The organism is Bradyrhizobium sp. LVM 105, from assembly GCF_003957705.1.
In the GTDB taxonomy this organism is placed as follows: Bacteria; Pseudomonadota; Alphaproteobacteria; order Rhizobiales; family Xanthobacteraceae; genus Bradyrhizobium; species Bradyrhizobium frederickii.
The window spans coordinates 153,877-176,478 of record NZ_QZMV01000004.1 but is presented as its reverse complement, the minus strand read 5'-3'; the positions used below and the strand labels follow the sequence as shown (position 1 = coordinate 176,478).

Annotated in this window: 21 protein-coding genes; 7 read left to right on the top strand and 14 right to left on the bottom strand. The window is 65.0% G+C overall.

Annotated features, from left to right (window positions below; all coding sequences use genetic code 11):
- Nucleotides 1–33 precede the first annotated feature (33 nt).
- From D6B98_RS13235 to tpiA, 6 genes are all read right to left on the bottom strand, one after another.
- Nucleotides 34–1,242 (bottom strand): MFS transporter, encoded by a 1,209-nt coding sequence (locus D6B98_RS13235; RefSeq protein WP_126257447.1) that lies wholly within the window; start codon nt 1,240–1,242, stop codon nt 34–36.
- The gene (gene kdsA, locus D6B98_RS13230; protein WP_126257446.1) at nt 1,242–2,090 is read right to left on the bottom strand and encodes a 3-deoxy-8-phosphooctulonate synthase; all 849 of its coding nucleotides are present in this window, start codon (nt 2,088–2,090) and stop codon (nt 1,242–1,244) included. Before kdsA ends, D6B98_RS13235 begins: the two co-directional genes overlap by 1 nt.
- Nucleotides 2,091–2,207: 117 nt before the next feature.
- Nucleotides 2,208–2,534: an NIPSNAP family protein gene (locus D6B98_RS13225; protein WP_126257445.1), complete on the bottom strand. Its 327-nt coding sequence runs from the start codon at nt 2,532–2,534 to the stop codon at nt 2,208–2,210.
- A gap of 76 nt (nt 2,535–2,610) precedes the next feature.
- Nucleotides 2,611–4,242 (bottom strand): CTP synthase, encoded by a 1,632-nt coding sequence (gene pyrG, locus D6B98_RS13220; protein WP_126257444.1) that lies wholly within the window; start codon nt 4,240–4,242, stop codon nt 2,611–2,613.
- A gap of 166 nt (nt 4,243–4,408) precedes the next feature.
- Nucleotides 4,409–4,795 (bottom strand): preprotein translocase subunit SecG, encoded by a 387-nt coding sequence (gene secG / locus D6B98_RS13215; protein ID WP_126257443.1) that lies wholly within the window; start codon nt 4,793–4,795, stop codon nt 4,409–4,411.
- 140 nt (nt 4,796–4,935) lie between these two features.
- Nucleotides 4,936–5,691: a triose-phosphate isomerase gene (gene tpiA / locus D6B98_RS13210; protein WP_126257442.1), complete on the bottom strand. Its 756-nt coding sequence runs from the start codon at nt 5,689–5,691 to the stop codon at nt 4,936–4,938.
- Between the two features lie 223 nt (nt 5,692–5,914).
- On the opposite strand from tpiA, the gene D6B98_RS13205 reads away from it, so the two are divergent.
- From D6B98_RS13205 to D6B98_RS13185, 5 genes are all read left to right on the top strand, one after another.
- Nucleotides 5,915–7,813, top strand: a complete 1,899-nt coding sequence (locus D6B98_RS13205; RefSeq protein ID WP_126257441.1) for a peptidylprolyl isomerase — start codon at nt 5,915–5,917, stop codon at nt 7,811–7,813.
- Nucleotides 7,814–7,827: 14 nt separating this feature from the next.
- Nucleotides 7,828–8,841: an anthranilate phosphoribosyltransferase gene (gene trpD, locus D6B98_RS13200; RefSeq protein ID WP_126257440.1), complete on the top strand. Its 1,014-nt coding sequence runs from the start codon at nt 7,828–7,830 to the stop codon at nt 8,839–8,841.
- A 7-nt stretch (nt 8,842–8,848) separates the two neighbouring features.
- A complete protein-coding gene (gene trpC, locus D6B98_RS13195; RefSeq protein WP_126257439.1) occupies nt 8,849–9,670 on the top strand; it encodes an indole-3-glycerol phosphate synthase TrpC in 822 nt (273 codons plus the stop codon).
- A 1-nt stretch (nt 9,671) separates the two neighbouring features.
- On the top strand, nt 9,672–10,220 hold the full coding sequence (gene moaC / locus D6B98_RS13190; RefSeq protein WP_126257438.1) for a cyclic pyranopterin monophosphate synthase MoaC: 549 nt from the start codon (nt 9,672–9,674) through the stop codon (nt 10,218–10,220).
- A gap of 176 nt (nt 10,221–10,396) precedes the next feature.
- The gene (locus D6B98_RS13185) at nt 10,397–13,117 is read left to right on the top strand and encodes a bifunctional diguanylate cyclase/phosphodiesterase (protein ID WP_164718574.1); all 2,721 of its coding nucleotides are present in this window, start codon (nt 10,397–10,399) and stop codon (nt 13,115–13,117) included.
- On the opposite strand, the gene D6B98_RS13180 is transcribed toward D6B98_RS13185, so the two are convergent.
- From D6B98_RS13180 to D6B98_RS13150, 7 genes are all read right to left on the bottom strand, one after another.
- Nucleotides 13,114–13,725, bottom strand: coding sequence for an RNA polymerase sigma factor (locus D6B98_RS13180; RefSeq protein ID WP_126257436.1), 612 nt, complete (start codon nt 13,723–13,725; stop codon nt 13,114–13,116). The two genes, D6B98_RS13185 and D6B98_RS13180, sit on opposite strands and share 4 nt — an antisense overlap.
- Nucleotides 13,726–14,038: 313 nt before the next feature.
- Nucleotides 14,039–14,431, bottom strand: a complete 393-nt coding sequence (locus tag D6B98_RS13175; RefSeq protein ID WP_126257435.1) for a hypothetical protein — start codon at nt 14,429–14,431, stop codon at nt 14,039–14,041.
- Between the two features lie 207 nt (nt 14,432–14,638).
- The gene (locus D6B98_RS13170) at nt 14,639–15,388 is read right to left on the bottom strand and encodes a class III cytochrome C family protein (protein WP_245481355.1); all 750 of its coding nucleotides are present in this window, start codon (nt 15,386–15,388) and stop codon (nt 14,639–14,641) included.
- A gap of 23 nt (nt 15,389–15,411) precedes the next feature.
- Nucleotides 15,412–16,116, bottom strand: coding sequence for an iron reductase (locus D6B98_RS13165; protein ID WP_126257433.1), 705 nt, complete (start codon nt 16,114–16,116; stop codon nt 15,412–15,414).
- A gap of 3 nt (nt 16,117–16,119) precedes the next feature.
- Nucleotides 16,120–18,108 carry a 2Fe-2S iron-sulfur cluster-binding protein gene (locus D6B98_RS13160; RefSeq protein WP_126257432.1) on the bottom strand — a complete coding sequence of 663 codons (1,989 nt, stop codon included), beginning with the start codon at nt 18,106–18,108 and terminating at the stop codon, nt 16,120–16,122.
- A gap of 22 nt (nt 18,109–18,130) precedes the next feature.
- The gene (locus tag D6B98_RS13155) at nt 18,131–18,841 is read right to left on the bottom strand and encodes a Spy/CpxP family protein refolding chaperone (protein WP_245481353.1); all 711 of its coding nucleotides are present in this window, start codon (nt 18,839–18,841) and stop codon (nt 18,131–18,133) included.
- Nucleotides 18,842–19,005: 164 nt separating this feature from the next.
- A complete protein-coding gene (locus tag D6B98_RS13150) occupies nt 19,006–20,229 on the bottom strand; it encodes an OpgC domain-containing protein (protein ID WP_245481386.1) in 1,224 nt (407 codons plus the stop codon).
- Between D6B98_RS13150 and D6B98_RS39815 the strand changes: the two genes are divergently transcribed.
- Nucleotides 20,126–20,374: a hypothetical protein gene (locus D6B98_RS39815; protein WP_164718558.1), complete on the top strand. Its 249-nt coding sequence runs from the start codon at nt 20,126–20,128 to the stop codon at nt 20,372–20,374. The genes D6B98_RS13150 and D6B98_RS39815 overlap by 104 nt on opposite strands.
- Before the next feature lie 83 nt (nt 20,375–20,457).
- Nucleotides 20,458–20,958, top strand: coding sequence for a hypothetical protein (locus D6B98_RS41695; RefSeq protein ID WP_347338970.1), 501 nt, complete (start codon nt 20,458–20,460; stop codon nt 20,956–20,958).
- 125 nt (nt 20,959–21,083) lie between these two features.
- Here the strand turns inward: D6B98_RS41695 and D6B98_RS13140 are convergent, their stop codons facing one another.
- Nucleotides 21,084–22,421, bottom strand: a complete 1,338-nt coding sequence (locus D6B98_RS13140) for a S41 family peptidase (RefSeq protein ID WP_126257430.1) — start codon at nt 22,419–22,421, stop codon at nt 21,084–21,086.
- Nucleotides 22,422–22,602 lie beyond the last annotated feature (181 nt).

Here is a 22,602-nt window from a genome sequence, read left to right as displayed (position 1 = left end):
CGATTTTAGTTGCAGGATTCCGGCGCACTTTCGTCAGGTGCGCGCGTCGGAGGGTGCCCGCGGCTTGAGCAGCCGGGCGCAGACGAGGCCCAGCACCACCATGACCGCGGCGCTGACAAACAGGGTCGGCATCTTGCCGGCGTGATGCAGCCCGAAGCCATAGGCGAGCGGGCCCACGGTCTGCCCCATGAAGAAGAAGAACGAATGCAGCGACAGCGCGGTGGCGCGCGCCTCGACCGAGAGCTCGCTGGCGAAGACCTGCAGACAGCCATGGGCGATGTAGAAGCCCCATCCCATCACGATGAGATTCAGCGCCTGCACTTCCCAGCGCGGACCGAACGCGACGGCGACGAGCTGCGAGGCGACCAGCGTCATGCCGGCAATCATCATGCCCTTCATGCCCAGCCACGGCAGCAGGCGCGACACCGTCAGCGTGTAGAACAGGCCGCCGACCGCAAAGCCCGCGATGACCATGCCGGCGATCGACAGCGAGGTCTGGCCGAGCTCGAACAGGAACGAGGCGATGTAGGGAAACAGGCCGAGCACACAGCAGCCTTCGATGAACACCGCCGAATAGCAGACATAGGCATTCGGGTTGGTGAAGATGGTGCGATAGCCGGCCTTCAGTGCCGACAGGCTCGTCTTCGGCGGGGGCTTGACCTTGGCGCCGCGAAAGCCGGCCGCCACCGCGATCGACGCCACGATCACGAGCCCCCCGAGCACCGCGAGCACGCCGCGCCAGCCGAGGAAATCGCCGATCAGACCGGAGGCCGAGGCGCCGAGCAGATTGCCGGTCATGGCGCCGGCCAGCGTGCGGCTGATCGCAACCTGGCGCTTCTCGGGCCCGACGAGATCGCTGGTCAGGCTGAGCGCCACCGGGAACACGCCGCCCGAGCCGATGCCGGCGAGGATGCGGGTCGCAAACAGAACCGAGAACGAGGTCGAAAATGCGCCCAGGATGTTGGCGAGGCCGAGCAGCGCAAGGCAGCCGATCATCAGCCGCGTCTTGCCGAACAGGTCGGCGGCAGCGCCGATGATGGGCTGGATGATCGAGAAGGTGAAGGCGAACACCGCGGCAAAGCCCGCCGCGGTGGCGATGCTGACGTTAAAATCCTCGGCGACGTGGGGCAGCACCGGATCGAGCGCGCGCGCCGACAAGGCTGCGGCGAAGCTTGCGCCAGAGATGACGTAGAGCGCTGTCGGCAGGCCGTGATCGTGCGCCCGCGCCTCGCCTTGCTGCATCAGCGCGGGTTCTTTGCCAGCGCGTCGAACGCCATCAATCTGGCGATCAGCCCCTCGAACTCGCGCAGCGGCACCATGTTGGGCCCGTCGGAGGGGGCGCGATCAGGATCGGGATGGGTCTCGATGAAGACGCCGGCAACGCCGACCGCGACCGCGGCGCGCGCGAGCACCGGCACGAATTCGCGCTCGCCGCCCGAGGAGGTCCCCTTCCCGCCCGGCTGCTGCACCGAATGGGTGGCATCGAAGATCACGGGAGCGCCGGTGGTGCGCGCCAGGATCGGCAGCGCGCGCATGTCGGAGACCAGCGTGTTGTAGCCGAACGACACCCCGCGCTCGGTGACGAGCACGTTGGGATTGTTCGCACTCGTGATCTTGGTGACGACATTGGCCATGTCCCACGGCGCCAGGAACTGGCCCTTCTTGACGTTCACGACCTTGCCGGTCGCAGCCGCTGCCAGCAGCAGATCGGTCTGCCGGCACAGGAAGGCGGGGATCTGCAGGATGTCCACGGCCTGCGCCACCTCGGCGCATTGCGCGGCCTCATGCACGTCGGTCAGGACAGGCAGGCCGAGCGAGGAGCGGATTTCGGCGAAGATCGGCAGCGACTGCGAAAGGCCAAGCCCGCGCGCAGCCGAGGCGCTGGTGCGGTTGGCCTTGTCGAACGAGGTCTTGTAGACGAGGCCGATGTTCAGCCGCGCAGCGATCTCCTTCAGCGCGGAGGCGACCTCCAGCGCATGCTGACGGCTTTCGAGCTGGCAGGGTCCGGCAATGATCGAGATCGGCAGATCATTGCCGAATTTGACCTTTCCAATGGTGACGACCGGCGCCGCTGAATGCGAAGAGCTCAAGGCAAATCCCTCGTTTCGGCGCGACCATAGCCGCGATGAGGGTCGGATCAACCCTATTCGGCCCGGACCGTTCGAATATCAGGGTTGCGCCGGAGCTCCCCGCCGCGGCGCGGATCGCTACTTCACCGCCGAGAATGCGGTCGGCGTCAGGATCTGGCTGACGATGTTGCCGACGATCTGGCCGTCGGCTTCGCTCTCGGCACGGGCTTTCATCCAATCCGGATCGGTCATGAACGCGCCCCACTTCTTCTCGCGCTCGGCGAGCGAGTCCCAGGCCAGGAAATAGGTCAGCTCCTGGTTGGAGTCACCGATCAGCGTCGTGAAGAACCCGGCCTGCCTGATGCCGTGCTTCTCCCAGATCTTCAGCGTAGCGGTCTCAAACCGCTTCAAAAGCGCCGGCAGCCGGCCGGGCACGCAGCGATAGACGCGCATTTCGTAGATCATTGCAGTTCACTCCCTTTGTTCTTGCGGCGGGAGTTGTCGCAACAAATTGCGCACCCGTCAAAGGCGGGCGGGCCGGCTACACCAGCCGGCTCTGCACCATCGCCGCCTGAATGAACGAGGCGAACAGCGGATGCGGCTCGAACGGGCGCGACTTCAGCTCGGGGTGGAACTGAACACCGATGAACCAGGGATGGTCCTCGTACTCGACGATTTCAGGCAGCACGCCGTCGGGCGAGAGTCCTGAGAATTTCAGGCCGTGCTGCTCGAGCCGGTCCTTGTACGCGGTGTTGACCTCGTAGCGATGGCGGTGACGCTCGGAGATCTCGGTGGCGCCGCCATAGACCTGTGAGACGCGGCTGCCGCGGCTCAGCGCCGCAGGGTATGCGCCAAGCCGCATCGTGCCGCCGAGATCGCCGGCCTGCGAGCGCTTCTCGAGCTCGTTGCCACGCAGCCATTCCGTCATCAGGCCGACCAAGGGCTCCTTGGTCGGGCCGAACTCGGTGGAATTGGCGTCCTCGATGCCGACGAGGTTTCGCGCCGCCTCGATCACCGCCATCTGCATGCCGAAGCAGATGCCGAAATACGGCACGTCGCGCTCGCGCGCGAACTGCGCCGCCTTGATCTTGCCTTCGGCGCCGCGCTGGCCGAATCCACCAGGGACGAGGATGCCGTTGACGTGCTCGAGGAACGGCGCGGGATCCTCCTTCTCGAAGATCTCGCTCTCGATCCAGTCGAGATTGACCTTCACCTTGTTGGCGATGCCGCCATGCGAGAGCGCCTCGATCAGCGACTTATACGCATCCTTCATGCCGGTATATTTGCCGACGATGGCAATGGTGACGTTGCCTTCGGGATTGCGCACGCGCTCGTTGGTCTCTTGCCAGCTGCGCAGCTCCGGCGGAATCCGCGAGCCGATGCCGAAGGCGGCGAGCACCTCGTCGTCGAGGCCCGCATTGTGATAGGCCTCGGGCACCGCGTAGATGTTGTCGACGTCGCGCGCCTCGATCACGGCGCTTTCGCGCACGTTGCAGAACAGCCCTAACTTGCGCCGCTCTTCCTTCGGGATCTCGCGGTCGGTCCGGCAGAGCAGGATGTCCGGCTGGATGCCGATCGACCGCAGCTCCTTCACCGAGTGCTGCGTCGGCTTGGTCTTCAGTTCGCCGGCGCTCGGAATATAGGGCAGCAGCGTCAGATGGATGTAGACGGCGTGATCGCGCGGCAGCTCGTTCTTGAGCTGGCGGATCGCCTCGAAGAACGGCAGGCCCTCGATGTCGCCGACCGTGCCGCCGATCTCGACCAGGACGAAATCATAATCGTCATTGCCGTCGAGGACGAATTCCTTGATCGCGTTGGTGACGTGCGGAACCACCTGGATGGTCGCGCCGAGATAATCGCCGCGGCGCTCCTTGGAGATGATGTCCTGGTAGATGCGCCCGGTCGTGATGTTGTCGGCCTTGGTCGCCGGCCGGCCGGTGAAACGCTCGTAGTGACCGAGATCGAGATCGGTCTCCGCGCCGTCATCGGTCACGAACACTTCGCCGTGCTGATACGGCGACATCGTTCCGGGATCGAGATTGAGATAGGGGTCGAGCTTGCGGAGGCGGACCTTGTAGCCCCGGGCTTGCAACAGCGCACCGAGTGCCGCTGAAGCCAGACCCTTGCCGAGCGAAGAAACCACGCCGCCGGTGATGAATATGTACCGCGCCATGGGACTTAACCTCTAATCCCTCGAATTCGATTCGCCAAAGCGATTCGTATTCCGCCCCAAAGATTCTGCGGGCCTGTGGGTGAGCCAAAACGAAGAGTGGTGACAGTGCCTTGATGGGGATTGTTGAGGCAGGACGGTAGCTGCCGCCCTGCATGGCCCCCCTGCTTTATTGCGAGCGCGGCACCTGTGGGCCGGTCGGAGCCGGCGCCTGCTGCTGCTCGTCCGCCTTCTTCAGCGAATCCAGGATGCCGCCCGAGGTCGGCGGCGCGATCGGCGATCCGCCGGCCGGCTGGCCCTGCGACGCCGGCGCGCCGATGATCGACGACGGCGCGCGGCTGTAGCCCGCGTGCCAGGACAGGAACATGCTGGTGAGGAAGAACCCGGCGGCGAGGATCGCGGTGGTTCGCGTCAACAGGTTCGCGGTGCCGCGGCTCGACATGAAGCCCGCGCCGCCGCCCATGCCAAGGCCGCCGCCTTCCGACTTCTGGAGCAGGACGGCGCCGATCATCACGGCGACGATCATGAGATGGATGACGATCACAACGGTCTGCATAGTGCCCTTCCGTCACAAGCGGGCGGCGCCTGACGTCGGCCGATCGCGCTTCGCGGGTTTTCCTGAAGTTGCGCGGTGTTACACGATCGGAAGGGGCATTGCCACCCCCGATCGGATCCGGATCAGCGCTTTGGACTTAGCTAGGGGCAGCCCTTGGCGATCGCAAGGAAATCGGCCGCCTTCAGGCTGGCGCCGCCGACCAGCGCTCCGTTGACGTTCTTCACGGCCATCAGCTCGGCCGCATTCGAGGGCTTGACCGAGCCGCCGTAGAGGATGCGCATCCGGCTACCTTCGGCCTTGAACCTGACGGTCAGGAGTTCCCGGATAAACCCATGAATCTGCTCGACATCCTTGGCCGTGGGGGTCAGGCCGGTGCCGATGGCCCAGACCGGCTCATAGGCCACGACGAGATTGGCGGCGGTCGAGCCGTCCGGCAGCGAGCCGGCGAGCTGCCCGCGCAGAATCTCCAGGGTCTGACCGGCGTCGCGCTGTCCCTGGGTTTCGCCGACGCAGACGATCGCTGTTGCCCCGGCGCGCCAGGCCGCTTCCGCCTTCTGGCGGATCAGGGCATCGCCCTCGCCATGATCGGCGCGGCGCTCGGAATGGCCGACGATGATCGCGCTCGCCCCCGCATCCACCAGCATTTCGGCGGCAATATCGCCGGTATGCGCCCCGGAGGCCTTGGGATGGCAATCCTGGGCCCCGACCGCGATCTTCTTGCCGCGCGCCTTCTCGGCGAAGGCCATAATCAGGGTCACGGGCGGGCAGACCAGCAGATCGGCCTTGCCGGTCACCGCGGCCGCACCGTCGAGCATGGCCTCAAACTCGGCAGCCTGGGCCTTCAGGCCGTTCATCTTCCAATTGCCGGCGATCAGGGGGCGGATGGCGTCGGTCATGTCGATTCCCAGCAAAATGAGGTTTGTGCATGCGCTAGCAGAGGACCTGCCGCAGTTCCAGAGACCAGAGGCTTTTCACCGCAGCCGTAAGCGGTCCCAGGACCCGAGGTTGCGGGGGGAAAGCCGCCACTTTATGATGATGGATCAATTTGGTGACGCGCTTTTGCGGAATCTGCATTAAGACGCGCTCCCGTTCCCCTCCTGCTCAGACAAGTTGGACCAAATGCTTCGAGGAATGCGCAAGGCCTCATCAAACTGGCTCGGCAAGATCATTATGGCCGTGGTGATGGGCGTGTTGATCATCAGTTTCGGCGTTTGGGGCATTGCCGACATCTTCAAAGGCTTCGGGCAGTCCACGGTGGCCAAGGTCGGCGGCACCGAGATTTCGCTGAACGAGTTCCGCCAGATCTACACCGACCGCCTGCAGCAGATCGGCCGCCAGGTCGGCCGTCCGCTGACGCCCGACCAGGCGCGCGCCTTCGGCCTCGACCGCCAGGTGCTGCAGCAGACCATCGCGGAAGCTGCCCTCGACGAGGAGGCGCGCCGGCTCGGGCTCGGTCAGTCCGATGACCAGATCCGCCAGCTCATCATGAACGACCCCAACTTCAAGGGTGTCGGCGGCAATTTCGATGCGAACCGCTTCCAGGCCGTCATCCGCAATTTCGGCTATACCGAGCAGCGCTACGTGGCCGAGCAGCGCAAGGTGTCGCTGCGCCGGCAGATCACCGGCACGATCGGGGCCGGCCTCGAGCCGCCGAAGGCCATGATCGAGGTGCTGACGCGCTACCAGAACGAGCAGCGCGCCATTGAATTCGTCAGGCTCGATGCCGCCCAGGCGGGCCAGATCGACGCGCCCTCGCCCGAGGCGCTCGCGGCCTATTTCGAGGATCACAAGGTCCAGTTCCGCGCGCCCGAATATCGCAAGATCGCCTTCGTGGTGGTCTCGCCGGAAGAGATCGGCAAGTGGAGCGAGGTGTCGGACGAGGACGCCAGGAAGGTGTTCGAGCAGCGCAAGGACCGGCTCGGCACGCCGGAGAAGCGCCAGATCCAGCAGATCGTCTTCCCCAACGCCGCGGAAGCGCAGGCCGCCCGGGAGCGTCTGGTCGGCGGCATGTCGTTCGAGGACCTCGGCAAGGAACGCGGACTGAGCGCCTCCGACGTCGATCTTGGCCTCGTCACCAAATCTTCGCTGGACGCCGTAGTTGGCGAAGCCGCCTTCGCGCTTCCCGCCGGCGAGATCAGCCAGCCGATCCAGGGCGCGCTCGGCACGTCCATCGTCAAGGTCGACAAGATCGAGCCGGGCAAGGAGGCGGACTACGCCAGCGCGGCCGGCGACATCAAGCGCGAGATCGCAACCGAGCGCGCGCGCGTCCAGGTCAACGATCTCCGCGACAAGATGGAAGACGAGCGCGGCGGCGGCGCCAGCGTGATCGAGGCGGCACAGAAGCTCGGGCTCACCGCCGTGACCATCGAGGCCGTCGACCGCTCCGGCCGCACCCCGAACGGCCAGCTGGTCGGCAGCATTCCGCAGGGCCTCGACGTGGTGTCGCAGGCCTTCAACACCGATGTCGGCGTCGACAACGATTCGATCTCGTTCAAGGGCGGCTATGTCTGGTACGACGTGCTCGCCATCACACCCTCGCGCGACCGCAATCTCGACGAGGTCCGCGACCAGGTCGAGGCGCGCTGGCGCCAGGACCAGATCGCGACCAAGCTCAAGGCCAAGGCGACCGAGATGGTGAAGAAGCTCGAGGCCGGCGCCAAGCTCGCCGACGAGGCCTCCGCCATCGGCGCCAAGGTCGAGACCGCGACCGGCTTCAAGCGCGACGATACGCCAGCCGGCGTGCCCGCAGCAGTCGTGGCGGCCGCCTTCCGCACCGCCAAGGATGGCGTCGGACAGACGCCGGTGACCGGCGGCACCGAGGTCATCGTCTTCCGCGTCACCGACATCGTCGGTCCCGCGGTCGACGTTGCCTCCGACGCGGTCAAGAAGCTGAAGGAGAGCCTCGACCGCGCCCAGACCGAGGAGCAGGTCGCCTCCTACGTCAACAAGCTTGAAACCGACATCGGCACCACCATTAATCAGGCCGCCTTCGCGCAGGTGACCGGCGCGAACCAGTGAGTTGAAAGCACGCGATGGACGACCTGAAATCGATCATTGGAAAAGTGGCGACCGGCGCCAGCCTGTCGCGTGACGAATCCGCTGCCGCCTTCGACGCCATGATGAGCGGCGAGGCCACGCCCTCGCAGATGGGCGGCCTGTTGATGGCGCTCAGGGTGCGCGGCGAAACCGTGGACGAGATCACCGGCGCGGTCGCGGCGATGCGCTCCAAGATGCTGACCGTGACGGCACCGCCGGACGCCGTCGACATCGTCGGCACCGGCGGCGACGGCTCCGGCTCGGTCAACGTTTCGACCTGCGCCTCCTTCATCGTCGCGGGCGCCGGCGTGCCGGTGGCCAAGCACGGCAACCGCGCGCTGTCGTCGCGCTCGGGCGCCGCCGACGTGCTGGCATCGCTCGGCGTCAAGATCGACCTCCGGCCGGAGCAGGTCGGGCGCTGCGTGCGCGAATGCGGCATCGGCTTCATGTTCGCGCCCGCCCACCACCCTGCGATGAAGAACGTCGGCCCGACCCGGGTCGAGCTCGCGACGCGAACGATCTTCAATCTGCTCGGCCCCCTGTCCAATCCGGCCGGCGTGAAGCGGCAGATGGTCGGCGTCTTCTCCAGGCAGTGGGTGCAGCCGCTGGCGCAGGTGCTGAAGAACCTCGGCTCCGAATCCGCCTGGGTGGTGCACGGCTCCGATGGTCTCGACGAGATCACCCTCACCGGCCCGACCTTCGTCTCCGCGCTCCACAACGGCGAGATCCGGAATTTCGAGGTGACGCCGGAAGACGCAGGCCTGCCGCGCTGCGAGGCCGGCGCGCTGAAGGGCGGCGACGCCGACGCCAATGCGATCGCGCTGCAAAGCGTGCTCAATGGCAAGCCGAGCGCCTATCGCGACGTGGCCTTGATGAACGCCGCCGCCGCACTGGTCGTGGCCGGGCGCGCCAAGGACCTCAAGGAGGGCGTTGCGATCGGCACCAAGTCACTCGACAGCGGCGCGGCGAACATGCGCCTGAAGCACCTGATCGCGGTCTCGAACGGCTGAGCCTGACATGTCGGACATCCTGACCAAGATCGAAGCTTACAAGCGCGAGGAGATCGCAGCCGCCAAGCGCGCACAGCCGCTCGCGGCGATTGAGGCAAAGGCGAAGGCGCAAGGGGCTCCGCGCGGCTTCGTGCGCGCGATCAAGGCCAGGCACGCCAACGGCGACTACGCGCTGATCGCCGAGGTGAAGAAGGCCTCGCCGTCGAAGGGCCTGATCCGCGCCGATTTCGATCCGCCGCAGCTCGCCAAGGCTTATGAGGCGGGCGGCGCTGCCTGCCTGTCGGTGCTGACCGACACCCCCTCGTTCCAGGGCCATCTCGACTTCATGGTGGCGGCGCGCGCCGCAACGTCATTGCCGGTGCTGCGCAAGGATTTCATGTTCGACACCTATCAGGTGGCCGAAGCCCGCGCGCACGGTGCCGATTGCATCCTGATCATCATGGCGGCGCTCGACGATGCCACCGCCCGGGATCTCGAGGACGCTGCGACTGCCTACGGCATGGACGTGCTGATCGAGATCCACGACCGCGCCGAGCTCGACCGGGCGCTGAAACTTCGTTCGCCGATGATCGGGGTCAACAACCGCAATCTTCGCACCTTCGAGACCACGCTCGCGACCAGCGAGGTCCTGGCGCCGCTGATCCCGGCGGACCGGCTGATGGTCGGCGAGAGCGGCATCTTCACGCCCGCCGATCTCGCCCGGCTCGAGCGCGTCGGCATGTCGACCTTCCTGGTCGGCGAGAGCCTGATGCGGCAGGCCGACGTCACCGCGGCGACGCGCACGCTGCTGGCGCGGCAGACGGGCGCGCGCGCGACTGGTACGCGCTGACATGGCGCGCAAGGCTTCCGCGACCAGGCCGTCGAAGACGGGGCCCTTGAAGACCAGGACCTTGAAGAGAAAGGCCGGCCCAGCCCTTACCCATATCGGCGCCTCCGGCGAGGCGCGCATGGTCGACGTGTCGGACAAGCCGGCCACCGAGCGGCTCGCGGTCGCGGAAGGCCGCGTCGTCATGACCAAGGCGACGCTCGACCTGATCGTATCAGGCAACGCCAAGAAGGGCGACGTGCTCGGCACCGCGCGCATCGCGGGCATCATGGCCGCCAAGCGCACCTCGGAGCTGATCCCGCTCTGCCATCCGCTCGCGCTGTCCAAGGTCATTGTCGACATCGAGCCCGACGCAAAGCTGCCGGGCTGCCTCGTCCGCGCCAGCGTGAAGGTGACGGGACCGACCGGCGTGGAGATGGAGGCACTCACCGCGGTGTCGGTCGCCTGCCTCACCATCTACGACATGATCAAGGCGGTCGAGCGCGGCGTGCGCATCGAAGGCATCCATCTGGTCGAGAAGCTCGGCGGCAAGTCCGGACATTACCGCGCCTGAAGCGCGCTCGTCTCGGCGACCCGGCGCTCCTGCGACGCGCATCGCTCGCTTCTGCGCGCGGCAATTCACGTTCCGTTAACCCCGCTTCCTAACTTTGCTTCCACATCGTCCCCGTAAACCAACGGGTGTTCTCAGGGCCATAAGTTGATCCTGGGGTGTGCGCGGCAATGATCAGCATGACGATGAGATTCGGCTTTCGTTTTTTTGACCAGGCCTTCGTGCGCAGCGGCCCGATCCGCTGGCTGGTGGCGGGCGGCACGCTGCTGATCGCGGCCATCGCCATAGGCTCGGTCCTGATGGCGCAGAATTTCCGCGAGCGGGCGCTGCGCAACTCCAGCCGCGAGCTGGAAAACACCGTGCTGATGCTTGCCCATCACTTCGACCAGCAATTGCAGGATTTCGCGGTCATCCAGAAAGACTTCGTCGATCACGCGCGTTCGATCGGCATCTCGAGCGTCGCAGACTTGCGCGCGCGCCTCTCTGGTCAGGACGTCCACCGCATGCTGCGTTCGAAGATCGAGGCGCTGCCCCACATCGGCGGCGTCAACATCATCGATGCCGAAGGCAACCTGATCAATTCATCGACGACGTGGCCGGCTCCCAAGGTCAACATGGCCGACCGCGCCTATTTTCGCACCTTTAGGTATGATCCCAATGCGCCCGACGTCTTGATCGAGCCATTGCACAGCCGCATCTCCGGTGCCTGGACCGTCTTGGTGGCCCGGAGGATCGTCGGGCCCAACGGCGAGTTCCTCGGTGTCGTCGGACGCGGCATCGAGCCCGCCAAGTTCGAAAAGTTCTTCGCTTCCGTCGCGCTCGGCGAAGGCGCGACGATCTCGATGCTGCATCGAGACGGCACGCTGCTCGCACGTTATCCCCATTCCAGCGAATTGATGGGACGAAACTTCAAGACCGATCAGTTCGAACACCAGCGGGTTTTCGGGCTCGATCATTTCGCCGGCCGTTTCACGAGCCCGATTGACGGCGAAGATCGACTGATCTCCTCGCGCGCCCTGCCCCATTTCCCGATCCTGATGATGGCCAGCACGACGCGTGCAGCGGCCCTGGCCGACTGGCGCGAGCAGATCGGCATGCTGGTCTCGGTCGCCGTGGCCTCTGCGCTCGCCATCGCAGGCGTGCTGATCGCGGTCGTGCGCAAGCTGCTGGAGCAGCACCGCGCCTCGCGCGAGCGGCTGACGCTGGAGAAGCAGCGGCTCGACCGCGCCGTCAACAACATGACGCAGGGTCTCCTGCTGTTCGACGCCGAGCGGCGGCTGGTGGTCTGCAACCAGCGCTACATCGAAATGTACGGATTGTCGGCCGAAATCGTGAAGCCCGGCTGCAGTTTTCACGACATCATCGCCCATCGCAAGGCAACCGGCTCGTTCACAGGCGACGTCGGCGCCTACGTCAGGCGCGTGCTGAAGGGCGTCCATACGCGCAACTCCATGGTGGTCGACACCTCCGATGGCCGCTCGATTCACATCCTCAACGAGCCGCTGGCGGACGGCGGCTGGGTGGTGACCCATGAGGACATCACCGAGCGCCGCCGCATCGAGGAACGCATCACGCACCTTGCCCATTACGACGCGCTGACCGATCTGCCCAACCGTGCCATGTTCCACGAGCATCTGCGCAACGAGCTGGCCACGGTCGGCAACGGCGAAGAGATCGCGGTGCATTACATCGACATCGACGAGTTCAAGGGCGTCAACGACGCGCTCGGCCACCTCGTCGGCGACGAATTGTTGAAATCGGTTGCCGCAAGCCTGCGCCGCTGTGCGGGCCCGGCGGATTTCGTGGCGCGGCTCGGCGGCGACGAATTCGCCGTCGTCCAGAGCGCGGTGACGTCGCGAGACCAGGTCGACGAGCTCGTCGCGCGGATGTACGCGACCATCCGCGCGCCGTTCGACTGCATGGGCCATCATCTCACCACCGACGCCAGCATCGGCATCGCGCTCGCGCCGGAACACGGCACGGTGCTCGACCAGATCCTCAAGAACGCGGACATGGCGATGTACGCCGCCAAGGCCGCCGGACGCCGCACCTATCGCTTCTTCGAGCCGGAGATGGATGCCAAGGTGCGCGAGCGCCGGCAGCTCGAGAGCGACCTGCGCCACGCCATCGCTCATGGCGGCCTCGAGGTCTATTACCAACCCTGCCTCAACCTGAAGGACGATCGCATCACCGGCTGCGAGGCCCTGGTGCGCTGGCGCCATCCCGAGCGCGGCATGGTCTCGCCGGCGGAGTTCATCCCGATCGCCGAAGACACCGGCCTGATCAACGAGGTCGGCGAATGGGTGCTGGCGACCGCCTGCCGGGACGCTGTGAACTGGCCCGACGACATCCGCCTCGCGGTCAACGTCTCGCCGGTACAATTCAAGAGCGGCACCCTGGCACTGAAGATCATGGCGGCGCTCGCTGCTTCGAACCTGCCGGCGAGCCGGCTCGAGCTCGAGATCACCGAGGCGGTGCTGATCCGCGACGACGATGCCGCGCTCACGATCCTGCACCAGCTCCGCGCCATCGGCGTCCGCATCGCGCTCGACGATTTCGGCACCGGCTACTCGTCGCTGAGCTACCTGCACCGCTTCCCGTTCGACAAGATCAAGATCGACCGCTGTTTCGTCGACGACATCGCCGGTCCCGACGGCTCCGCCAGCATCGTCCAGGCCGTCGTCAATCTGGCGGCCGCGCGCCGCATGACCACCACGGCCGAGGGCGTCGAGACCGAGGAGCAGCAGCGCCTGCTGCGTGCGCTCGGCTGCTCCGAGATGCAGGGCTATCTGTTCAGCGCGGCGAAGCCCGCCGACAAGGTGCTGGAGCTGTTCGCGCTGCATCGCAGCCGGCTGGCCCAGCGCGAAGGCAGCGGCAGCCGCCGCCGCGAGGCGGGTTAGGTCGGCCCCCGGTTATCACCACAGCGGCATTCCCAGAAACTTTCCTCGAGGCATACAACACAGGTCTGCTCGAGCCGCTCCTTCAGCGCCTGCCGTGCGCGATGAAGACGAACAGTCAGGTTGTTCACCGTCACGCCCAGATCGGCGGCAACCAGTTCCCGCGGTTCGCCGCCAAGATCGACCCTTCTAATGACCTCGGCATGCTCCGGCTTCAGCAGGGACAGATGGACATGGAGACACTCGCAAACCGCGCCATTCGCCGCGGCACCCTGGTCAGCCGCCAGACGGTCGTTGAGTTCATGCGGGAACGGCATCTCCCGCGTCCTGCTCCTTGATGCTTGGCGATGGAAGTCAGCGATGGTCGTCGCCAGAACCCTGCTGAGCCAGCCTCGAACCGAATCCGCGTCGCGAATGTCGCCAGACCGCTCTAGCGCGCGCAACATGAATGCCTGCAGCACCTCTTCCGCTTCGGCCCGGCCGCCAAAGCGTCGCTGCAGATAATCGCGCAGGCGATCGTAGCTGCCGACGAGCGCGGCACGAACGACCGTGTCCTGCACGTCCAGAGAACCTGCCGCCTGTACCGGCGGCCCCTCGTTCGGCGATTTCATGACTTATCGTCCTTGCGTGCCATTCGGCAGATCGCTTCGTTGGAGCCAGGTTCGTCGGATCGCGCGCCAGCGCGATCGGCGGATACTGCCGCTCCCGAACAGAAGTCGTGAGAGATCGCCGCTCGGGTTGCTCGCGCGGCGGCCTCGCCTTGCCGCCAGCGAATGATCGCCCTGTCGACGTCCTTCCGCTCAACGCGCAGCGCCACGCGAGTCCCTGGCGCGATCGCCATCATCCGCAGGGATGCACCCCGTCACGGACGTGTCGATCGGCGCTCTGACTTGGAGCGGCGCAGTACGGTCTTCGGGAGCTAGCTCAGGCGATGGGGGGACGGTAGTGGCGGCGGAACGCGCCTTCGTCGGCGATCACGTCGGGCTGCGCTTCGCAGCGCGAGTGCTGGGACCCGAATTCCGCGAATCCAGGAGCTTGAGGCGACACGGCACTGAAGCACAGCACCGAGCCGCAGCAGGCCGCATGTCGGTCGCCGTGCCCGTGGTCGTCGTCACACTCCCCCTCCATCGCAACGTCATGCGAATGCACCGCAGATCCGGCATCGATCTGATCGTGTGCATGCGCAGGCTGTTCGCACGGTATCGCCGTGACGGGGGAGATCGGGATCGCAAGAGACGGCGTCATCGACGCAAGCAGATAGGCGATGGCGACAAGCCATCCCCACCACCTTCGCCTTGGCCTTGTCGAGCCAATCATTCCTGCACCGCTACTTGCCCTGGAAGATATAACTCTGGTTGTAGCGTCGGCCAACAGAAAACGACCCATGCCGAGCGGCCATGCAGGACGGACCTTTCACCCACGTTCGCGACGCACCGCCCTTCGGCAACCCATTGCAAGACGGATCACGAAATATTTTCGGGCGATGCTGTAATGTTGGAGACCCACAAGCGTCGCCCGCACCGGTCAATGGTGCTTCAGCCAGCCGACGCCCTTGATGTCGTTGAACGAGTCCGTCATGTGGCACAGAAAGCATTGATCGACCGATGCATGCTCCTGTCCCGCGATCATCCGGTCCATCATGAAGTGGCCCATGTTGTGGCTCGGCGGCGCCGGATGGCATTGCGCGCAGTCCTTCGAGGTTGGCGAAGGATGCAGGAACCCCACAATTTTCCAGGACGCGAGCACATGGCAATTCGCGCATTCCCGCCCAAATAATTCGCGGTGCGGATCGCGGTTGCTGTGACAGATGGCACAATTGAGCGCCGCCTTCTCCGGCTGCTCCGACTTTGGCAGGCCGAGAAACTCCCTCAGGTCCGCTGTCATTTGATCGGCCGCGGTCCGGCCGAACACCGTCTTGTCGGAGGCAGACATCGCGACTGGCAGCAGCGACGCATGGTTCATCCCTGTCGGCCGCATGCCGCCGGCATGTTCGCGATGGCAGCCGGAGCATTGACCACCCGCCACTGCGTGGAACGCCGTCGATTGTTTGGCAAGATCGGCGGCTGAAGGCGAGTGGCAGGCGATACAGGCGGCCGCCTCGACGCCTTTGACCGGCGTATGGCAGCTCTCACAGCTGTTGGACAGAAATGCATGCTTCGCAGACAGCGGACCGGGACTTACGAGCCGCGTCCATCCCGGTACGATCCCCGCACTGCCCCGAAACAAGGCGATCGACGCGGCCGCCGCACTTGCGACCGCCAGTGTCGCGACCACGACGTAGAGCGCCCCTCGGATCGTCACGCGAGCCACCGCAGCCCGTAATAGACCTCGCTCGCCACGTGGACCACGAGCAGCGCGTACATGACAATCGCGGCCACGACATGCAGTCCGATCCACTGCATGAAGACCTTCTTGACCGCCTCACGCGAGCCGATCGCCGCTTCGACGTCAGAAATGCCATCGACGAGTTGCAGCAGCGGCACATCCTGCAATACTCGTGCATGCATGCCGGGCCCGTCTCGCTGATCCCGATCGGGCGACGACATCGCCGCTGCGGTGTGCTCATAGGCCGATCTCAAGGTCGCCAGATGCGACTGCTGCTGGCGAAGCTCCATTGCGGTTTGCGGCAGGTAGTAGCGGCCGACGAATCCGGTGATGACGACGATCAGCATGCTGGTCAGTAGGACGATCCCAAGCGGACTCTGGAGTTTGTGCCCGGTGTGCAGCAGCGCGAGGAAGGCCGCGACGATCCCGGCATAGGCATGAAACGCCAGCAGCGCCGACATCGATACGCATCGCGTGACGAGCCCCTTGAGCCTCGTGCTGTGCTTGATCAGGGGATAGGCGAGAAGAAGGATCATCAACGCGGCCGCACTCGCCCCGAGGACAAAGCCGGCCAGGCTTCCGGCAAACCGGCTGTTGGAATGAAGCAGGAAAGCCGGCACCAGCAGCAACAGGGCAGCCAGAACGGCATCCGCGATCAGGCGCTCTCTCCCGTTCATCCGTCAGGCCTCGACAACCAGATCGCCGATGGATCTCGCCTGGCAGGCCAGGATGAGACCGTTCGCCTTGTCGTCCGCGGTCAGGGCGTCCTGAACCTCCATCGCGACGTTCCCTTGCAACAGATGGGTCTTGCAGAGCCCGCAGACCCCGGCCCTGCAGGAATAGTCGATCGCAACCCCGGCGCTCTCAGCGACCTCCAGGACGCTCTTGTCCGGCGGTAACGCCGCCATCTTGCCGGATCTCGTGAAGCGGATGGTTGCCGTTGCCGGGCCGATTGCCGCGGCCCCTTGGTTGCCGGCTTCATCTTCCGGCACCCCCGCCTCGGCGGCGATCTTGCCGGGCGGTGGAACGGCGCCGCGGGCAGGCCCGAAGGCTTCCGTCTTGATCCGCTCGCCCGGCACGCCGAGGCCGATCAGGGTTTTGCGGAGCGCCTCCATCATTCCGGGCGGACCGCACAGATGAACGCGCCGCTTGGCAAGGTCCGGCACGGCCTGCGTCAGGAATTCGGCTGTGATCTGCCCCTCGCGTCCCATCCAGGACGTGCCCGCCGCCCGCATCATCGTGGCCGCGACGTGCAGATTGTTCATCCTGCGCTGGAGATATTCCAGCTCGTCGCGGAAGATGAATTGCTCCGTCGTCTGCGCGCCATAGACGAGGTAGATCTGGCCGGGCCATGCGATGTCCGAGAGATACCGGATCGCCGCCATCAGCGGCGTGATCCCGACGCCGCCGCCAATCAGGACGACGCTGTCGGCCTCCGTCCCCGTGAACGTAAAGGCGCCGGACGGGCCTGCGACCTCGACGAGGTCCCTCTCCTTCAAGCGGCCATGCATGTAGTCGGACAGCAGCCCGCCCTCTTGGCGCTTGATCGTGGTCTCGACATAGGCGGTCTGGGCGGCGGACGAGGCGATCGTGTAGGAGCGCCTGACTGTCTGTCCGCCAATCTCGATGGCGTAGGTCAGGAACTGCCCTGGCAGGAACGTAAACGGAATCGCACCACCGTCCGCTGCCTGCAGGCGGAAGGTCTTCACATCAGGCGTCTCCTGATAGATCGCACAGATTCTCAGCTTGCCTTTCCAGGGGCCGCTCGCCGCACCGCGCTGCGGTCGGCGGTCTGTATCCCGGGAGGGTGTCGTTCCGTCCCTGTCGTTCGACGGGCCGGCGGTCGGCGTCGCCACGAGTCGCGTGGCAGCGACCGGAGCGACCGCCGCGCGCGCCAGTCGGTCGACCAGCGCGTTCGCCCGGCGCATGCGCGCGAGATAGATCGCAAGCATCCCCCCGGAGAACAGCACCAGCAGCGCCATGGTGGTGACGTGAAACCACGAGATTGCGGTCGCGCCGTCATCGGCATCCATGGCGCTTCGAGCAGGCAGCAGGTTCATTTGCGACTTGAACCAGGCCTGCGCGATCTGCTGCGGCGGTTTGCCTTCGTGAAGCGAACGCAGGGCGATCACACCGCTCTGGACCTCGTTCAGGGATTCGCGAAGCCGACGCGAGGCCTGATCCGCGGCAACGATGTCGCCCCCGGCGACCGCGTGCCGCAGGTCCATTTCAGCACTCGTCAGCCGATCGGACTCAGCGCTGATCCGCGCGCGCGCCTGGCCCTCAAGACTGCTCCTCTGCTCGGCGGACAGCGCCGGCATGTCCATCAATGCCGGATAGAACGCCTTCCGTGGCCGGCCCATCATGCCGTCCATTCCATCCATCATGCCCGCCGCGGCAGTGCCAGGCGGCGCGCCCGCCGCATGGCCCTCGCTTGAACCGGCTGATCCATCCGGCTTCGGCCTCGCTTCTTCGCCGGTTCCGGCGGGATGGTGGGCGGCGTGATCGCCCTCTGCCTCCGCGACCTGCCAGCGCTGGGCGAACTGACCGGCGGCATGCGGTAAGCCGCGGCCGACGTCCGACGCTGGCCCAGCAATCGCGAAAGGCTGGCTCGCCAGGATGGCAAGCGCAAACAGGCCGGAGCGACATCGAAAGGACGAACCGAACATGATGTTGCGTTCACGTCATGAGTCAGAACGACGCGATCAGCGGCAACAGGATCGTATCCGCGGTCTGCCTCTGACTCTCGTTCAGCGACACGTAGAGCCGCGTGAAGGCCAAGCGAGCCGATTTGATCGCCTCCAGACGCTCCGACAAATGCCGCTCGTAGTGCTCCAGGCGGTCGGAGCTTCCCAACCTGTCGTCCGTGGCGAGCATCTTGCGCGCTTCGAGCAGATGCTGCCGGCTCGACCGCAGGGCGTCTGCGACATTGCTCCAATCGGCGGCCTGCTTGTCACTGATCTGCAGCTCCGCTTTCAGAAAGGCAATGCGCCCTTCGAGCCGCTCTGTCACGTCCGCCGGGCCGCTCGTCGCACCGCCTCCGGCGGGCGAACTCATCTGGCCACGCATCATCTTCTCCATCATCTGCATCATGGGCATCATGCCGGAATTTTCCCGACAGCCGGCGCCCTGGCAGTCCCGCATCTGGCCTTGCGGCGGCATCTTCATCTTGTCGTCGTTCATTCGGCCGCCACTCATGTTCGGTTGCCCCACAGGTTCGCCGGTGTTCATCTTGCCGCTCGAATCCGAGGAAGCAGGCATCTTCGACATCTTGTCGTCATCCATCATCGCGATCTGACCAAAGCCGCCGGCGATTGCAGGCGACAGCCCAACCGGGGCCAGCAGGAGCACGGCGAAGGCGGCTGCTTTTACGAAAACATGTCTCGGATGGTTCATGGTCATTCTCCTGGTTTGATTTGGATGGTGATCTGATCGTCGAGGTCGACGATCGAGCGGTGTAGTGCGGCGCGGGTCAGGCGTCATAGACGCGAAGCGTCCGCGGCTCTTACGCGCGCAAACGCCACGCAGCTTGACGGTCTCTTCCGTTAAGATCAGCCCGGACCTCTTCATCCGCTCGCCTCCTCGCCGGTGAAGCGACTCCTGTCGACGTCTTTCGACCAGGTTCGGTAGTAGGCCACGATCGTCATGATCGAGAGGCCGGCGGCACCGACCAGCAGCTGGGCCCAAAATCCTTCGGATCCGGATTCGAGCACGAAATGGGCGACGAACGACAGAAAGAGGCCGACGCAGAACACCGACAACGACTGCTGACCACATCGGATCAAAGGCTGGAGCAACGGCGACCTGAGGCCTGGCCAGTCGATCGGAATGAGCGAAACGACGATGAACACCAGGCTCGCCAGATGTATGACGCGATAAGGTCCCAGATTGGTCTTGTCGTTCGGAATGAAGACGGCGGCGAGCGCTTCAGGGACGCGGTCCCGCAATTCCGGAATGTGCTCGGCCAGCGTCATCGCGAGCGCAAACATCAGGAAGCTGGCGCTCAGGGCAAGCAGCATGCGGGACGACAGCAGCCAGCGGCAGGCCGCCGCTCCTCCCAGGGCCAGCCAGGCCCCGAACACGAAGAGCAGCTGCCAGGCGAACGGATTGAAATACCAGACCCCAGCCGGATAGGCCGGCAGATTCCACTCGCAATGACGGGCCGCAAGATAGAGTCCGAGCGAGCCGATCATCACCGCGTTGCGCCAGCGCAGCATGAACCAGAGCACGACGGGAAACGCGGCCATCAGCACGATGTAGAGCGGCAGAACGTCGAGATTGAGCGGCTTGAACTTGAGGATCAGCCCCTGGGAGAGCGTCTCGACGGGAAAGTTCATCAACGGCGCGACGTTGAACTGATCCATCAGATGAAGATCGTCGAAGCTGTGCGCGATGTAGTGCACGGCCGTGAGATAGACCAGGAACAGCAGCAGGTGAGCGACATAGAGCTGCCACACCCGCCGCAGCAGCCGGGTTGCGCCGATCACGAAGCCGCGTTCCATCATCATCGAGCCGAACACCAAGGTCGCGGTGTATCCGGAGATCAGCACGAACAGATCGGCGCCATCGCTGAAGCCGTAGTTTCGCGTCGTGAACCAGGCGAGCGCCGTGTCCGGAATGTGTCCGAGGAAGATCAGCCAGTTCGCCAGACCCCGGAACAGGTCGAGGCGTACATCGCGCCGCGTCTTGACCAGCACCGATCTGATCGTGATCGTCTCCCACAACAAGCGACGCAGGAGAAACGCTGCTCGTGACGGCCGACCAGGCGCGTGGATAGTCTCGTCAGTCAAAGGCTCGTTCTCCATCTCCGCGGCCGACCTCTTTCGGATCGTGATCATGTCGCCGCTCGTTCGCGCCGGCACGCTAGGTTGCGTCATTGATGCGGGTTTGACGGACATCAAACTCGCTCGCCGCGCCAGCCAAATCTTTTTGTAGCTCGATCGCGTAATGAATCGCGGCAGCTGTCGTCACCGACCGGAAGAGTCATCGGCCACGACATCTCTCATCCGGCTCGCGGCATGACCGACGACTTTGCCTGCGGCCCGCAATCTCGCGCTGCGCGCCGAATTTTTTTCTGTAAGAAGATCGACGTTTCTCGTCGCCTGCAGCAACGCGACGATCCACGCAACGGCGCACGCGAATGCGCGCGTCGACATTTGATCTTGCTCAACCTACACAATCACGCGGCGGGTTTGGCTGCAGCTCGATCGAGCCACCGGGACTTGATTGACACCGACTCGACGATATCAACAGGAGAAACCAGAATGAGTCACCGCAAGCTGATCGTCGCCGCCGCGATCATGTCGTTCGTCGCGCTGCCTGCCACGGCGCAGACGAGCAAGACCGGCGAAAAGAACGGCCATCACTATTCGGGCGGACCGAAGACCGAGACTCCGCACCACATGGGCAAGAAGGACACCGACGGCGCATCGGCCGGCGGATCCGGCGGCAGCCACCATTACGGCGGCGGACCGAAGAGCGAGGTCCCGCACCACGTGGGTCCGAAGAAGCAGCAATGACCATCGCGCGGCAATCTCGCGTCTTGCCGCGGCCATGACGCCGAACCGAAACAGCGTCACAAAAGAATTCGCCCGGGAATGGCCATCCACTCCCGGGCGATTTCGTAGATGAAGAGTCGTAGAGTTTAGTTCGGCACCGTACCTTTCGGGGCGGGCTTCGCCGCAACCGCGTTCGCGGTGACGCCGTGCAGGAAGTCGTAGGCCGCATGCAGAGCCTTGTCGTCCTTCTCTTCCGGCGGGACGTAAGACTGCGATCCGGTCTGCTCGCCACCCTCGCCGGCCGAAAGATGTCCGCGCATCTGGGACTCCGCCATGGTGTCCATGCGGCCCTTCAGCTCGGGCGGCACGTCCTGCAGGATCTCGATGTCGGGGGCGATGCCCTGGGCCTGGATCGAGCGGCCCGACGGCGTGTAATAGCGCGCCGTGGTCAGCGCCAGGGCGCCATTGCCGGACCCGAGCGGAATGATCGTCTGCACCGAGCCCTTTCCGAACGAGCGCGTACCGATGATCGTGGCGCGCTTGTGGTCATGCAGCGCGCCGGCCACGATCTCCGAGGCCGAGGCCGAGCCGCCATTGACCAGCACCACCAGCGGCTTGCCCTTGGTGAGGTCGCCGCCATGGGCGGTGAAGCGTTGGGTCTCTTCGGGAGAGCGGCCACGGGTCGAAACGACCTCGCCGCGTTGCAGGAACGCGCTCGACACCGACACGGCCTGGTCGAGCAATCCGCCCGGATTGTTGCGCAGGTCCACGACGTAGCCGGTGAGCTTCTCCGGCTGAACCTGTTTGGAGATCGACGCGATCGCCTTCTTCAGGCCGTCGGTGGTCTGCTCGTTGAACGAGGTGATGCGGATATAGCCGATGTCGCCGCTCTCGACGCGGAAGCGCACCGGGCGCACATGGATGATCTCGCGCGTGATCGCGACGTCGAGCGGCGCGTCCGCGCCCTTGCGCAGGATGGTGAGCTTGGTCTTGGTGTCGACCGGGCCCTTCATCTTGTTGACGGCCTGCTCGAGCGTCATGCCCTGCACGGCCTCGCCGTCGATCTTGCTGATGAGGTCACCTGACATCAGGCCGGCCTTCGAGGCGGGCGTATCGTCGATCGGCGAGACCACCTTGACGAGGCCGTCTTCCATCGTGACCTCGATGCCGAGGCCGCCGAACTCGCCGGAGGTGGTCTCCTGCATCTCGGTCCAGGCCTTCGCGTTCATGTAGCGCGAATGCGGATCGAGCGAGGTCACCATGCCGGTGATCGCGCCCTCGACCAGCTTGGCATTGTCGGGCTTCTCGACATAGCTCGCCTTCACGCGCTCGAACACTTCGCCGAACAGGTTGAGCTGGGAATAGGCATCATTCGCGTTCGCTGTCGCCCGCGCCGCCCATACGCCGCCTTGGGGACTGGCTACCAGAAGGGTGAGACACGCTCCGGTGAGCGTGCCCAGAGGGAACAGCAGGGATTTCCGCATGGATGGGCTGGCCTTTGTGCTTTGGCGGTTCGCTTTAGGCTTGTCTGTCGAGACCTGGGGAGGCGCCATGCAATTGGCGATCCAGCTCGTTTCTCACAATACCATTCTGGTTTCTTCAAGGCCGGGATGCCATGCCGACGGGTACGCCGTAGAAATCGTTTCGCCCGGACCTAAACTTTTG